This window comes from Nocardioides ganghwensis (assembly GCF_014779655.1).
GTDB classification, from domain to species: Bacteria; Actinomycetota; Actinomycetes; order Propionibacteriales; family Nocardioidaceae; genus Nocardioides; species Nocardioides ganghwensis.
Genome location: NZ_JACXYX010000021.1, coordinates 37,540 through 51,545 on the forward strand (window position 1 = coordinate 37,540; position 14,006 = coordinate 51,545).

A 14,006-nucleotide genomic window follows, 5' to 3' on the forward strand; every position below is an offset into this window, starting at 1 on the left:
CGGATCAGCCCACGTGCAGGAGGTGCGAGAGGTTGTGCCCATGAGGTGCGCTGCGTCGACCTCGACGGCTCGGCTCGACCGTGACCGACCCAGGTCACGGTCGACGTGCTGACCACGATCCCGGCCACCATGTCCGCGTGGGCCGTGGACAGACCGGGCCCGATCGCCGACGGACCCCTGGTGCCGGTCACCCGGCCCGTCCCGGCTCCGCAGCGGCACGAGGTCCTCGTACGGGTGACCGCGTGCGGTGTCTGCCGCACGGACCTGCACCTGTGCGAAGGGGACCTCGCCCCGCGTCGCCGGGGGGTCGTCCCGGGGCACCAGGTCGTGGGGCTCGTGGCCGCCAGGGGCGAGGAGGTCACCGGGCTGGAGGTCGCGCAGCGCGTGGGCATCGCCTGGCTGCGAGGCACCTGCGGCGAGTGTCGTTGGTGCCGCTCCGGGGCGGAGAACCTCTGCCCGTCGTCGCTCTACACCGGCTGGGACGCCGACGGAGGCTTCGCCGAGTACGCCACGGTCCCGGCCGCGTTCGCCTACCCCCTCCCCGACGACGTCCCGGACCCGCAGCTGGCACCGCTGCTGTGCGCGGGGGTCATCGGCTACCGGTCACTCCGACGGGCTGACCTCCCCCCGGGTGGTCGGCTGGGCATCTACGGCTTCGGCTCGAGCGCCCACGTCACCGCCCAGATCGCGCTCGCGCAGGGCGCGGAGGTGCACGTGATGACCCGCAGCCGGGACGCCCAGGACCTCGCTCGCAGCCTGGGCGCCACCTGGGTGGGCGACGCCGAGGAGACCCCGCCGGTCGAGCTCGACTCCGCCATCGTCTTCGCGCCTGCCGGCACGCTCGTGCCTGTGGCGCTGGCTGCCCTGGGCCGCGGCGGCACCCTGGCCCTGGCCGGCATCCACATGACGACCATTCCCGCACTCGACTACGACCGGCACCTGTTCCGGGAGCGGACGGTGCGGAGCGTCACCGCCAACACCCGAGCCGACGGTGCGGAGCTGCTCCGCCTGGCCGCTCACATCCCGCTCGACATCCACGTGACGACGTATCCCTTCGACTCGGTGGGGCGGGCGCTGGCGGACCTGGCCGCCGACCGGGTGACGGGGTCAGCCGTGGTGACGCTGTAGCTCCAGCGGGTCGAGCCGTCCGCTCGATGGGACAGGTCGGGCACCGGCTCACGACGCCTGCGGGCAGGTGAGCTCGGAGAGCGCTCGGGCGTACGCCGCCGGTGCGCCGGCCGAACGCAGGATCCGGCGGTGGCGTGCGGCACCTCCCCCGACGGCGACCAGCTGCTCGATCGTCGGCACCACGATCCTCTCGTCACCCCACGCGGCCAGCTCGGGTCCCACCAGGTCAAGCAGGCCCTCGACCACCGCCGGGGTCGGGACCCGCTCACCGCTCCGCGGATCGCGCAGGTCTCCGGCGAGACCGTGGCGGGCGGCTGACCAGCACGACTCGAGGAGCACCCGGTCAGGCACGGGCAGGGGCGGGACCCCTCGGCGTGCCTCGTCGACGGCCGTGGCCACGAGCGCCCGCACGAGTCCTGCGTAGGCCACGGCATCGTCGGTCGTCAGGCACACGTCGGCCACCCGCACCTCGACGGTCGGGTACCGCGGCGAGAGCCGCGCCAGGTAGTAGACGTTCCGCGCGTCGAGCGCGAGTCCGGACGACACCGCGGCACGCACCTCGGCGTCGTACGCCTCGACCGAGAGCACGTCCGGCGGGGGTCGCACGGTGGGCCACCCGGTCATGAGGGGGAAGCGGCGACTGGCCCACCCGGAGTCCTGTCCCTCCCACACGGGTGACGCGGCGGTCAGGGCCAGCAGCGTCGGCAGCCACGGCCTGAGCCGACGCAGCACCTGGAGGCCGAGCCGCCGGTTCGCGACGCCGACGTGCACGTGGCAGGAGCAGGTCCCGCTCGTGCGGGCCCGGTCGGGGAAGCGTCGCAGCAGGTCGGCGTACCGGGGCGTCTCGGTGATCATGACCTCACGGGGCAGGCCTCGCGGCGGGACGCCGACCGCCACGCCGATGACGTCGCAGGCAGACGCTGCCCCGGCCAGGCGGACCCGCGCGCCGGCGAGACCCGCTCGCGCCTCGTCGAGGGTCAGGCAGACCGGCGTGCGGGTCTCGACCATGTATCGCATGATCTCGCTGGTCACGACACGCGGCGCAGCGGCCAGCGCGATCACCTCGGGCGCGACGGCTGCGACCGACCCGGTCCGCGGGTCCAGCAGGAAGAACTCCTCCTCGACGCCGACCGTCGGGGCGGCGACCGCCACGACCCGACCACCAGGGCTCTCCACGACACGCCTCCGTCCTCCCTCCTCCACCTTGCGCGAGCCCTCGGTCCTCGACCAGAGACGAAGGGCCCGCGCAGGACGGGGCGTCCGCAGTCACCGGAGCGCGTCGGCGAGCTCCGTCAGCGACGCGACCCGGATGTCGGGCGCCCCGAAGTACGACGGGTGGCGACCGTCCGACCTGTCGATCCAGGCCGTGGCCAGTCCCGCGCGTCGAGCGCCGTCGATGTCCCAGGGGTGGACCGCGACGAGCATGGCGTCCATCGGCTCCACGCCGCACTCCTCCAGTGCGTAGGCGTACGCCCGGGAGGCCGGCTTCCAGACACCCGCGTCCTCCACCGTGAGCAGGCGCTCGAAACGGTCGCGTACGCCTGCGCCCTGCAGCAGCGCCTCCGCGACCGAGGCGGACCCGTTGCTCAGGGTCACCAGCCGGATGCCCAGCTCGCCCAGGTCCCGGACGCCCTCCACGACGTCGGGGTGCACCGCGAGCTCGGAGAACCCGTGCATCACGTGGTCGACGGCGGCGTCGAGGGGCCGGTCGAGCGGTTGACCGTGCAGCCGCACCCGCAGCGCCTCGGCGCCGAGCGTGGAGAACGACTCGCTCTCCCCGCAGACCGTCAGCGCGAACCCGTCCCGCAGCAGCTCGGCGAACCACAGCTTCGCCAGGTGCGGCGGGGCGCCGACGTCCTCGAACCGGGCCGACAACGGCGCCATGTCGGACAGGGTCTCGTTCACGTCGAAGACCAGCAGCCGCGGGCGCCGCGGTCCGTCGGGGCTCACCGGGTGGTCGGAGCTGGGCGGTAGGTCGGTCACGACGTCTCCTGTCATTGCACGGGCACGGCTTCCCAGTGTGCGCTCGGCCCGTTCACGCCGGCACGCCGGTGATCACCAGGTTCTGCTGGGTAGCCGCCGGCCTCCGGGAGGTACGGGCCCGTGCCGGTGACGAACCGGAGCCGCTCGGGAGCGGTGCGGGCGAACACCTCCGCCGGGAGCGCCTGTGCTCGGTCCGGGGTGACCGCGCGACTGACTGCCCGCGGAGCCGTGCGGTGCCCCGCGGGCCGCCGGCGCGTCGCTCGCCGCCCTTGCCCTTACGCCGCCGGTCGAGGTCAGGCTGCGCCGGTCTCGATGCGTACGCCGGCGATGCGCCACTCGAGGACACCGTCAGCGGCCCGGCTGGCGTCGAGCCCCTCGGCGGTGAGCAGGCGTACGGCGTCGTGCGCCAGGACGCAGTAGCGCCCGCGGCAGTAGGCGACGATCTCGTGGTCGCGGGGCAGCTCCCCGATCCGCCCGGCCAGCTCCTCGAGGGGGACGTTGATCGCCCCGGGGAGATGGCCGGCGGCGAACTCGGTCCCGGGCCGTACGTCGAGGATGACGACGTCACCGCTGACGAGTCGGCGCAGCAGCTCGTCGGTGTCGACGGCCGCTGTGTCCTCGGGTCCCAGGTAGGCGCGCCGCGCCAGCTCGGTGTGGGGGCGGTGGCTCTGCGCGACCCGGCGCAGGTGGTCCCAGAGCCCCGCGACGTCGTTCCCGGCCAGCGAGTAGTAGACCCGTTTGCCGTCGCGGCGGGACTCCACGAGGCCCGCCTCCCGCAACGTCTGCAGGTGCGCAGAGCAGGTGCTCATGCCGAGGCCGGCGGCCTCGGCGAGGCTCTCGACACTGCGGGGGCCCTGGCTGAGCAGGTCGAGCAGCTCGAGTCGCCCGGGGTTGCCGAGGACCTTCCCCACGGCGGCGAACTCGGCGAACAACGCGTCCTTCCGGGTCCGGTCACCCATTCGTCATCTCCTCCGTGGTCGGCGCGTCCGGGCGGTGGTGGGTCTCGTACATGCGCACCGCGACGACGAGCCCCGACACGGCGGTGAGCGCGGCGACGGTCCACACGGCGGCGGCGACGCCGAGGGCGTCCGCGACGAGGCCCGCCAGCAGCGCCCCGACGGCGAAGCCGCCGTCGCGCCAGAGCCGGTAGACACCGACCGCGCGGGCACGCCAGGCCGGGTGCGCGACGTCGCCGATGGAGGCGAGCAGCGTGGGATAGACCATCGCCGTGCCGGCGCCGAGGAGCGCGGCCGCGACTGCCCAGAGGGTGAACGACCCGGCGAGCGCGATCAGCCCGAGCGCGAGGGCCTGGAGGCACATGCCCGAGGCGATGAGCCACTTCCGGCCCCACCGGTCGGACAGCGCTCCGGTGACGAGCTGCCCCACGCCCCACACGGCCGGGTAGAGGGCGGCGAGGATGCCGATCCTGCCGACCGAGAGTCCCGCGCCGGCGAAGAGGATCGGGAACAGGCCCCAGGCAAGGCCGTCGTTGAGGTTGTTGACCAGGCCGGCCTGGCTGGCCGAGGACAGCGCGGGCTCCTTGAAGCTGGTCTGCACGAACACCTGGCCGTCGGTCAGGTCGCCGTGGAGGTGGTCGTGCCTGCCGTCCGCGCGCGTGACGTGCCCGGTGGCCTCCAGCCGGGCGTGGTCGCGGGTCTCCCGGACGCCCAGGGTCGACAGGCCGAGGCCGAGGGCGGCGAACGCGATGCCGAGGAAGAACGGCTCGGGACGGAGGCCGTACGACTCCGCGACGTAGCCGGTGGCCAGCGCGGTGCCCGCGACCGCGGCGTACCCCGCGGCCTCGTTCAGGCCCATCGCCAGGCCTCGCCGCGCGGGTCCCACGAGGTCGATCTTCATCACCACGGTGGTGGACCAGGTCAGGCCCTGGCTGATGCCCAGCAGCACGTTGGCGACGATGATCCAGGTCCACGACGGCGCCCAGATGAGCATGAAGGGCACCGGCACCGCGACGAGCCACCCGGCGACCAGGACCGGCTTGCGCCCGAAGCGGTCCGACCAGGTGCCGGCGAAGTAGTTGGTGGCGGCCTTGGCGATGCCGAAGGCCAGGATGAAGCTCAGCCCGGCGGTGTAGGCGGTGATGCCGAACTCCTCCTGGCCGAGCAGCGGGAGCACGGTCCGCTCCTGGCCGAGCATGCCGCCGACGAGGGCGTTGACGACGACCAGCAGCGTGAACTGCGCGGCGTTGTGGCGCAGCCCCAGCTCGATCCGGCGCCCGGCGCCGGCGGGTCGGGTGCCGGCGCTCACCGGCTGGTCTCCAGGGGTCCGCCGCCCGCGGCGGCCCACTCCCGGGGTCCGCCGTCGAGGACGGTGACGTGCTGGTGCCCGGACCTCGCGAGCAGGCTGGCCGCGCCCATGGCGCGCTCGCCGTGCCCGCACATCACCACCAGCGGCTCGTCCGGCAGGTCGGCGGCGCGGGAGACCAGGTCGCCGAGCTCGATGTTGTCCGCGCCGGGCACGTGGCCTGCCTCGAACTCGCCGCGCTGCCGGATGTCGAGGACACGCGCGCCGTCGAGGGCGTCCGGGTCCCTCACCGGGATCGAACCTGTCGGCCGGCCGGCAGCCGTCCAGGCCGCCAGGGCGCCGTCGAGCTCACCGGCGAGCTGGTCGTAGCCGACCTTGCGGGCCTGCCAGACGATCTCGCCCGGGTCCTGGTCCGGGTTCCGGACGACCACGATCGGCCGGTCGTCGTCGACGAGCCAGCCCAGCCACGTGGCGAACACGGGCCGCAGCGGGATCGACACCGACCCGGGCACGTGGCCGGCGCCGAAGTCCGCCAGCGGGCGTACGTCGACGACCTGCGCCCCCGCCGCGACGAGGCTGGCCACCTCGTCCGCCGTCAGCGCGCGGAGGTTGTCCCCCTCGACCGCGGCAGGGCCACGGCGGTTGATCTCCCCCAGGCGCAGGAAGTACGGCGGGAAGGTGCCCAGCGAGCCGAGGAGCTCCGCCACGAAGGCGTCCTCGGACCCGGCCCGGAGCAGGGCGTTGGTGGCCCGTTCGGTGCCGATCGTCGACGTACGCTCCGCGCCCGGCGGCGCAGAGCAGAAGGAGCCGGCACCGTGGGTGGGCCACACCGCGACGTCGTCGTCGAGCCTCGCCAGCCGCTGCAGGGACCGGTACTGGGCGCGAGCCAGCTCCTCGGTGCGGTCCGGCGACACCAGGTCCGTCCGGGCCGCGGAGCCGACGATCAGCGAACCGCCCGTGAACACTCCGATCGTCCGGGAGCCGTCGAGCAGCTCGTAGGCCAGGTGCTCGTGCGTGTGCCCGGGAGTCGCCAGGGCGCGCAGGCGCAGGCCACCGAGGTCGACCTCGTCGCCGTCGGCCAGACCGGTGTGCCGGTACTCCCGGTTCCCCGACGCCGAGGCCAGCACCTGCGCCCCGTCCGTACGTGCGAGCTGCAGCGCACCCGTCAGGAAGTCCGCGTGCAGGTGGGTGTCCGCGGCGTAGGCCACCGTCAACCCATGACGCTGCGAGGCGTCGCGCAGGGCGCGGAGGTCGCGACTGGCATCCACCGCCAGCGCGCGACCGTCGTCCAGGTCGAGCAGGTAGGCGGAGTTGCCCAACCCCTCGTCCACGAGCGGGATGACGCGTACGTCGCCCATGACCACCTCCGGCACCACGTCGAACGGGATGCCTTTGGACCCTACGTCATTCCACGGAATTGTGGAATGACTTCACAAGGTGGTGAGCCAGATCACTGCCGAGAGGGAATGAATCGCCAGCCTCGAGCATTGACGTAGTTGAAACATCAACCAAATCCCCCATCTTGGAGAACCCCATGCCGATCTTCCGCCGCAAGCCCAAGAACCCGTCCGCCGTCGCGCCCACCGTCGCCGTCGCCGAGGCAACCCCCGGGTCGGTCCTCACCGGTGACTACACCATCGACGCCAGCCACAGCCGTCTCGGCTTCTCCGCCCGCCACGCGATGGTGACCACCGTCCGTGGCCAGTTCGGCGACTTCGACGGCGCCGCGCACGTCGACGCCGAGAACCCGGCCGTCTCGACCGTGGCCCTGACCATCCGCGCCGCCAGCATCGCCACCGGCACCGCCGACCGCGACGGCCACCTCACCTCGGGCGACTTCTTCGACGTCGAGAACCACCCCGAGCTCACCTTCGTCTCGACCTCGGTCGAGCGCGACGGCACCGAGTGGACCATCACCGGCGACCTCACCATCAAGGGCGTCACCAAGTCGGTCACGATCCCCTTCGAGGAGACCGGCACCGCCGTCGACCCGTTCGGCAACACCCGCGTCGGCTTCGAGGGCGCGACCACGATCAATCGCAAGGACTGGGACCTGACCTGGAACGCGGCGCTCGAGACCGGCGGCGTCCTCGTCTCCGAGAAGATCAAGCTCGAGCTCGACATCTCCGCGATCAAGAACGCCTGACGTACGCCGTCGACACCGCCCCCGGGTTCCCGTCAGGGAGCCCGGGGCCATCAGCATGTCGAGGACTCTCGCGCGACGCTCTCCTCGAGGATCCGCAGCGTGCGGACGAGCAGGGCCGACTCGTCGTCGGCGCGCGTGGCGACGACAAGCGCCATCCGGGCACGCGACGCCAGCGGCCGGTAGACGGTGCCCGCGACAACGAGGGCGGAGACCGGCTCCGGCACGACGGCCACGCCGAGCGCCGCCGCGACGAAGGTGACGAGGGTGGAGGTCTCCGCGACCTCGTGCCGGATCGACGGCTCGAAGCCGGCATCGCGGCACATCGTCGTGACCGCGTCGTACATCGCGGAGCGGCCGTGCCCCGAGTGCACGATGAGGTCCTCCCCACGCAGGTCGGCCACTCGCACCCGGCTGCGGCGCGCCAGCCGGTGTCCTTCCGGCAGGGCGACGACGTACTTCTCCTCCCGCAGCGCGGTCACGGAGACGTCGGTGCTCTGGGCGAGGTCCGCGAAGGGACGGAGCAGGGCGAGGTCGATCGACCCGTCGCGGAGCGCACCGAGCTGCTCGGGGCTCAGCATCTCGCCGCGGAAGGCGAGGTCCACAGCCGGCAGCTGCTCGCGCAGGGACCGGGCCAGGGCGGGCAGCAGGGAGTAGGTCGCCGATCCGACGCACCCGAGGACGAGGCGACCCTCGAGCCCGTTCCCGATCCGGACGGCCTCGTCACCGGCGGCATCGACCGACTGGAGGATCGCCCGGACTCGGGCGAGGTAGGCCTCACCGGCAGGCGTCAGGTCCACACGACGCGTGGTGCGGTGCAGCAGCGCGACTCCGAGCTCGTCCTCGAGCTGCTTGATCTGCTGCGACAACGGCGGCTGCGCCATGTGCAGCTTGTGCGCGGCGCGGCCGAAGTGCTTCTCCTCGGCGACGGCCCGGAAGTAGCGCAGGTGGCGAAGCTCCATCGATCAAGACTCGCACGATATCGATCTGGCGTAAATGAATACTTCCCGATATGGCTCTCGGCACCTACCGTCGTTGCATGCCTGACATCGTCATCTGTGAGCCGGTGCGCACCCCGGTGGGTCGCTACGGCGGCGCCTTCGCGTCGCTGTCCGCCGTCGACCTCGCCTCGACCACCCTCGCCGAGCTCGTCCGTCGCACGGGCCTGGAGGAGGGCGACGTCGACGACGTGATCCTCGGCAACTGCTATCCAAGCGGCGAGAACCCAGCCATCGGCCGCATCGCCGCCCTCGACGCCGGCCTCGGCACGGACGTCCCCGGCCTCCAGCTCGACCGCCGCTGCGGCTCCGGCCTGCAGGCGGTCCTCTACGCCGCGGCCCAGATCGCCAGTGGCGCCGGCAGCGTCATCGTCGCCGGCGGAGCCGAGTCGATGTCCAACGTCGAGCACTACGCGCTGGGCCTGCGCACCGGGGTCCGCGGCGGCGGGGTGGAGCTGATGGACCGCCTGGTGCGGGCACGCGAGACAGCCGGCGGCAAGGACCACCCCGTCCCGGGCGGCATGCTGGAGACGGCGGAGAACCTGCGCCGCGAGTACGACATCTCCCGCGAGGAGCAGGACGAGTTCGCCGTCCGTTCCCAGCAGCGCGCCGGTGCCGCCCACGAGGCCGGCAGGTTCGCGGACGAGCTGGTGCCTGTCTCCGTCCCGGGCCGTCGCGGCAGGCCCGACGTGGTCGTCGAGCGCGACGAGCACCCCAGGCCCGACACCACCCTCGAACAGCTCGCGGCGCTGAAGCCGGTGCGCGAGGAGGTCGACCCCGCTTCCACCGTCACCGCCGGCAACGCCAGCGGCCAGAACGACGGTGCGGCCATGTGCGTGGTCACCACCCGCGCGGAGGCCGAGCGCCGCGGCCTGCGCCCCCTGCTGGCCCTCAGGTCATGGGCCGTGGCCGGGGTCGGGCCCGAGGTGATGGGCATCGGTCCGGTCCCGGCGACCGCCGCCGCGCTCGACCGCGCCGGGCTCACCCTCGACGAGATCGACCTGATCGAGCTCAACGAGGCGTTCGCCGCGCAGGTGCTCGCGTGCCTGCGCGAGTGGAAGGTCGACCCGACCGACGAGCGACTCAACCCGAACGGCTCGGGCATCTCGCTCGGCCATCCGGTCGGAGCCACCGGGGCCCGCATCCTCGCCACCATGGCGTACGAGATGCACCGCCGTGAGTCCCGCTACGGGCTCGAGACCATGTGCATCGGCGGCGGCCAGGGTCTCGCCGCCGTCTTCGAGAGGGTCGCGTCATGAGCGCCGTCGAGGTTCACCACGTCGTCACCGGCCCCGAGGATGCCCCGGTCGTCGTGCTGTCCAACTCGCTGGGCTCCACGACGTCCATGTGGGACGCCCAGGCCGACGCGCTCGCCGAGCACTTCCGTGTCGTCCGCTACGACACCCGCGGCCACGGCGGCTCCCCCGTGCCGCCGGGCCCCTACGACATCGACGACCTCGCCGACGACGTCGTCGCGCTTCTCGACTCCCTCGACGTCCAGAAGGCCCATTTCGTCGGCCTCTCGCTGGGCGGCATGACCGGCATGCGCCTCGCCGCCCGCAACCCCGAGCGCGTCGACCGTCTCGTCGTCCTCTGCACGGGCGCCAGGCTCGAGCCGGCGAGCGCGTGGCACGACCGGGCCGCGACGGTACGCGAGCGCGGCTCCGCGGCGGTCGCCGAGGCCGTCGTCCAACGGTGGTTCACGGCGCCCTACCTCGAGGCCAACCCGGACACCAGGGCCGCCAGCGAGGCGATCATCGCCGCCACGCCGGCCGAGGGCTACGCGTCGTGCTGCGAGGTCATCGCCACGATGGACCTGCGCGACGACCTCCCCCGCATCGCCGCGCCGACGCTCGCGATCGCCGGCGCCGACGACCCCGCGACCCCTCCCCCGCACCTCGAGGCGATCGCCGACCGCCTGCAGGACGGACGGCTCCTCGTGGTGCCGGAGTCCGCGCACCTCGCCAACGCCGAGCAGCCGCAGGCCATCACCCCCGCGATCATCGAGCACCTCACGGGCGGATCGTCATGAGCACCGGACTGCGCGACGAGCGAGGTATCGACAAGGTCGTCCCCGGCGCCGAGCACGCGGTGGCCGACATCGCCCCCGGGTCGAGCCTGGCGGTAGGCGGCTTCGGCCTCGTCGGCATCCCCTGGACGCTGATCAGCGCCCTGCTCGACCAAGGGGCAGACGACCTCACCGTCGTGTCCAACAACTGCGGTGTGGACGGCGCGGGCCTGGGCCTGCTGCTCGAGGCCCGCAGGATCAGCCGCGTCATCGCGTCCTACGTCGGCGAGAACAAGGAGTTCGGCCGGCAGTACCTCGCCGGGGAGCTGACCGTGGAGCTCACCCCGCAGGGCACGCTCGCCGAGCGCCTGCGCGCCGGCGGCGCCGGGATCGGCGCGTTCTTCACGCCCACCGGGGTCGGCACGATGGTCTCCGAGGGCGGGCTGCCGTGGCGCTACCACCCCGACGGCACCGTCGCGCTGGCCTCGGAGCCCAAGGAGGTGCGCACCTTCCACGGCGTGGACATGGTCCTGGAGGAGTCGATCGTCACCGACGTCGCGCTGGTGCGCGCCGCCAGGGTCGACCGCGCCGGCAACTGCGTCTTCCACGCCTCGGCGCGCAACTTCAACATCCCGGCGGCGATGGCCGGGCGCCTGACGATCGTCGAGGCGGAGGAGGTCGTGGAGATCGGCGCGATCGACCCCGACGACGTCCACCTGCCCGGCGTCTTCGTCCAGCGCATCGTTGAGCTGACACCCGCGCAGGCGCACGAGAAGGACATCGAGAAGCTCACCACCCGACCGCGCCCCCGACCAGCCGAGGAGGCCTCAGCATGAGCTGGACACGTGACGAGATGGCGGCGCGTGCGGCGCTGGAGATGCGCGACGGCGAGTACGTCAACCTCGGCATCGGCCTGCCGACGATGATCCCGGCCCACCTGCCGGCGGACTCGACGGTGACCCTGCACGCCGAGAACGGCATCCTCGGCGTGGGGCCCTACCCCTACGAGGACGAGGTCGACCCCGACCTGATCAACGCCGGCAAGCAGACCGTGACCGTGCTGCCCGGCGCCTCGTTCTTCGACTCCTCGCTCAGCTTCGCAATGATCCGTGGGAGCCACATCGACACCGCCGTGCTCGGCGGGATGCAGGTCTCGATGACCGGCGACCTCGCCAACTGGATGGTCCCCGGCTCGATGGTCAAGGGCATGGGCGGCGCGATGGACCTCGTCAGCGGCGCCCGCCGCGTCATCGTGCTCATGGAGCACGTCGCCCGCAGCGGCGCGCACAAGCTGGTCGCAGCGTGCGACCTGCCGCTCACCGGCCGCCGCGCGGTGGACCGGGTCATCACCGACCTCGCTGTCCTCGACGTCGCCGGTGACGGCTTCGAGCTCGTCGAGCTCGCGCCCGGGGTCACCCTCGAGGAGGTCGTGGAGCGCACCGGCGCCCCGGTCCGGCTCCCGGTCGGGGTCTGACATGGACGTCCTCGACCCCGCCACCGGGACTGACGACCTCGCCGCCCGGGTCCGCCGCCTCGAGGACCTCCACGCCATCGGCCAGCTCCGCGCCCACTACTGCCAGGCGCTCGACGACGGCCGGTGGGACGACCTGGTCGACCTCTTCACGCCCGACGGCGCGTTCGTCGGCCTCTCCTCCGCGCGCGGCCACGACCAGCTGCGCACCTTCTTCGCCGACCTCCAGGACGGCCCGCTGTCCGCCTGGTGGCACTTCTCCTCCAACGAGACGATCGACCTCGTGGGCACACCCGCCCACGCCGCGACCGGGCAGACGTGGCTCGACCAGCCGTGCGTCGTCGACGGTCGCGCCCACATCGCCGCCGGTCGCTACACGGACCGGATGGTCCGCGGTGACGACGGACGGTGGCGCTTCGACGAGCGTCGCGTGACGTTCTTCTTCTGGGTGCCGGAGGACGAGGGCTGGGCTCCAGGTCGCTACGGATGGGCACCCGCCCGCGCCGCAGCCGACGTACGCACCCTCGACCGGCTCACCGCCGGCGCCTGACCACCGATCGGCCCCGCCCGGCACGACGACGTACCGGGTCCAGCTGCTGCGCGCTCCCGCGCAGCCATCACCCACCGGAGACCTCGATGTCCCACACCCTCTCCACGCCCGCCTCACCCCCGCCGCCGGCACCGCCCGCCGGGCCAGGCACCGACCGCCGTACGCTGACCCGGGTCTGCACCGCGGTGCTGCTCGGCTCGGCCCTCGAGTGGTACGACTACTTCCTCTACGGCGCGGCCGCAGCCCTGGTCTTCGGCCAGGTGTTCTTCCCGAGCGCCTCTGAGTCGACCTCTCTGCTGCTGTCGCTGGCGACCTTCGGCGTGGGCTTCGTCGCCCGGCCGATCGGCGCCATGGTCTTCGGCCACATCGGCGACAAGCACGGGCGGCGCCCCGCACTCATCGCGACGCTCATGCTCATGGGCCTCTCCACGACCGCGATGGCGCTCATCCCCTCCCACGCGATGATCGGCATGGCCGCCCCCCTGCTGCTCGTGGTCCTCCGCCTGCTGCAGGGCATGGGTTCGGGCGCGGAGTACAGCGGTGCGTCCGTCTACGCCGTGGAGTACGCCCCGCCCGGGCGGCGCGGGCTGTTCGGCTCGTTCTCCGCCGCCGGCGTCTACCTCGGCCTCGTGCTGTCGTCCGCCGCCCTGCTGCTGACGACGTCCCTCACCACCGACGCGCAGTTCGCGTCGTGGGGCTGGCGGCTGCCGTTCCTGGCGAGCCTGCTGCTCATCTTCCTCGGCCTCTGGATCCGGCTGCGTCTCGAGGAGACGCCCGCGTTCGAGGAGGTCACCGAGGACGCTCCGCCGGCCAAGGCCCCGCTGCTGACCCTGGTGCGCACTCAATGGCGCAGCATGGTGCTCGTGATGGGCCTGGTCGCCGCTCCGCTGTCGTTCAGCCACCTCTACCAGGTCTTCGCCCTTTCCTACATGGCCGAGCACGGGTATGACCGCGTCACCGGCACCGCCGGCCTGCTCGTCGCCGGCCTCGTCGTGATGATCACCGCCCCACTCGCCGGCATCGCCTCCGACCGCTTCGGACGACGTCCGGTGCTCATGGCGGGTGCGCTGTACGCCGCCGCGTTCGCGTTCCCGTTCTTCGCGCTCGTCGACTCCGGCCGCCCCCTCCTCGCCATGCTCGCCCTCGCCCTGGCCCAGGGCGGCAGCGTCGGCATCATGTTCGGCGTGCAGGGCGTGGTGCTCTCCGAGCTCTTCACCACCGCCAGCCGCTACAGCGGCGCGGCGGTGAGCCGCGAGTTCGCTGCCATCATCTTCGGCGGCTTCGCCCCGCTCATCGCGGTCAGCCTCGCGGCCTCGGCCAACGGCGCGTCGTGGCCCGTCGGGATCTACGTCGTGGTGCTCGCCGGCATCACCCTCGTGGCGGCCTTCCTGGCGCCGGAGACCTACCGCAGCAGCCTCTCGGAGCCGGTGTCGGGGCCGGCCGTGGACTGAGCCAGGAATCGG

Annotated in this window: 14 protein-coding genes; 8 read left to right on the top strand and 6 right to left on the bottom strand. The window is 72.8% G+C overall.

All coding sequences use genetic code 11. From position 1 onward, the window contains the following. Window positions 1–105: 105 nt before the first annotated feature. Window positions 106–1,128, top strand: a complete 1,023-nt coding sequence (locus IEZ24_RS19415; RefSeq protein WP_242498593.1) for a zinc-dependent alcohol dehydrogenase family protein — start codon at window positions 106–108, stop codon at window positions 1,126–1,128. Between the two features lie 48 nt (window positions 1,129–1,176). Here the strand turns inward: IEZ24_RS19415 and IEZ24_RS19420 are convergent, their stop codons facing one another. The 5 genes from IEZ24_RS19420 to IEZ24_RS19440 all read right to left on the bottom strand — a co-directional run bounded on the left by IEZ24_RS19420 (window position 1,177) and on the right by IEZ24_RS19440 (window position 6,731). Then, entirely contained in the window at window positions 1,177–2,304 is a 1,128-nt protein-coding gene (locus tag IEZ24_RS19420; RefSeq protein ID WP_165356196.1) for a carboxylate-amine ligase, read from the bottom strand. A 90-nt stretch (window positions 2,305–2,394) separates the two neighbouring features. Further along, the gene (locus IEZ24_RS19425) at window positions 2,395–3,111 is read right to left on the bottom strand and encodes a haloacid dehalogenase type II (protein ID WP_242498594.1); all 717 of its coding nucleotides are present in this window, start codon (window positions 3,109–3,111) and stop codon (window positions 2,395–2,397) included. A gap of 293 nt (window positions 3,112–3,404) precedes the next feature. Then, the gene (locus tag IEZ24_RS19430; RefSeq protein WP_129456713.1) at window positions 3,405–4,070 is read right to left on the bottom strand and encodes an ArsR/SmtB family transcription factor; all 666 of its coding nucleotides are present in this window, start codon (window positions 4,068–4,070) and stop codon (window positions 3,405–3,407) included. Next, a complete protein-coding gene (locus IEZ24_RS19435) occupies window positions 4,063–5,376 on the bottom strand; it encodes an MFS transporter (protein WP_129456714.1) in 1,314 nt (437 codons plus the stop codon). The genes IEZ24_RS19430 and IEZ24_RS19435 overlap by 8 nt, the downstream gene beginning before the upstream one ends. Beyond that, a complete protein-coding gene (locus IEZ24_RS19440; protein ID WP_129456715.1) occupies window positions 5,373–6,731 on the bottom strand; it encodes an MBL fold metallo-hydrolase in 1,359 nt (452 codons plus the stop codon). The genes IEZ24_RS19435 and IEZ24_RS19440 overlap by 4 nt, the downstream gene beginning before the upstream one ends. A 176-nt stretch (window positions 6,732–6,907) precedes the next feature. Between IEZ24_RS19440 and IEZ24_RS19445 the strand changes: the two genes are divergently transcribed. Beyond that, window positions 6,908–7,519 (top strand): YceI family protein, encoded by a 612-nt coding sequence (locus IEZ24_RS19445; RefSeq protein ID WP_129456716.1) that lies wholly within the window; start codon window positions 6,908–6,910, stop codon window positions 7,517–7,519. A gap of 50 nt (window positions 7,520–7,569) precedes the next feature. On the opposite strand, the gene IEZ24_RS19450 is transcribed toward IEZ24_RS19445, so the two are convergent. Next, a complete protein-coding gene (locus IEZ24_RS19450; RefSeq protein ID WP_129456717.1) occupies window positions 7,570–8,478 on the bottom strand; it encodes a LysR substrate-binding domain-containing protein in 909 nt (302 codons plus the stop codon). A gap of 77 nt (window positions 8,479–8,555) precedes the next feature. On the opposite strand from IEZ24_RS19450, the gene IEZ24_RS19455 reads away from it, so the two are divergent. From IEZ24_RS19455 to IEZ24_RS19480, 6 genes are all read left to right on the top strand, one after another. After that, window positions 8,556–9,773, top strand: coding sequence for an acetyl-CoA C-acetyltransferase (locus IEZ24_RS19455; protein ID WP_129456718.1), 1,218 nt, complete (start codon window positions 8,556–8,558; stop codon window positions 9,771–9,773). After that, window positions 9,770–10,546, top strand: a complete 777-nt coding sequence (gene pcaD, locus IEZ24_RS19460; protein WP_129456719.1) for a 3-oxoadipate enol-lactonase — start codon at window positions 9,770–9,772, stop codon at window positions 10,544–10,546. Before IEZ24_RS19455 ends, pcaD begins: the two co-directional genes overlap by 4 nt. Next, window positions 10,543–11,358, top strand: a complete 816-nt coding sequence (locus IEZ24_RS19465; RefSeq protein WP_129456720.1) for a CoA transferase subunit A — start codon at window positions 10,543–10,545, stop codon at window positions 11,356–11,358. The genes pcaD and IEZ24_RS19465 overlap by 4 nt, the downstream gene beginning before the upstream one ends. Next, window positions 11,355–11,996 carry a 3-oxoacid CoA-transferase subunit B gene (locus tag IEZ24_RS19470; protein ID WP_129456721.1) on the top strand — a complete coding sequence of 214 codons (642 nt, stop codon included), beginning with the start codon at window positions 11,355–11,357 and terminating at the stop codon, window positions 11,994–11,996. Before IEZ24_RS19465 ends, IEZ24_RS19470 begins: the two co-directional genes overlap by 4 nt. A 1-nt stretch (window position 11,997) precedes the next feature. Next, window positions 11,998–12,543 (top strand): nuclear transport factor 2 family protein, encoded by a 546-nt coding sequence (locus tag IEZ24_RS19475; protein WP_129456722.1) that lies wholly within the window; start codon window positions 11,998–12,000, stop codon window positions 12,541–12,543. Window positions 12,544–12,629: 86 nt separating this feature from the next. Continuing rightward, the gene (locus tag IEZ24_RS19480) at window positions 12,630–13,994 is read left to right on the top strand and encodes an MFS transporter (protein ID WP_165356197.1); all 1,365 of its coding nucleotides are present in this window, start codon (window positions 12,630–12,632) and stop codon (window positions 13,992–13,994) included. Window positions 13,995–14,006: the final 12 nt, after the last annotated feature.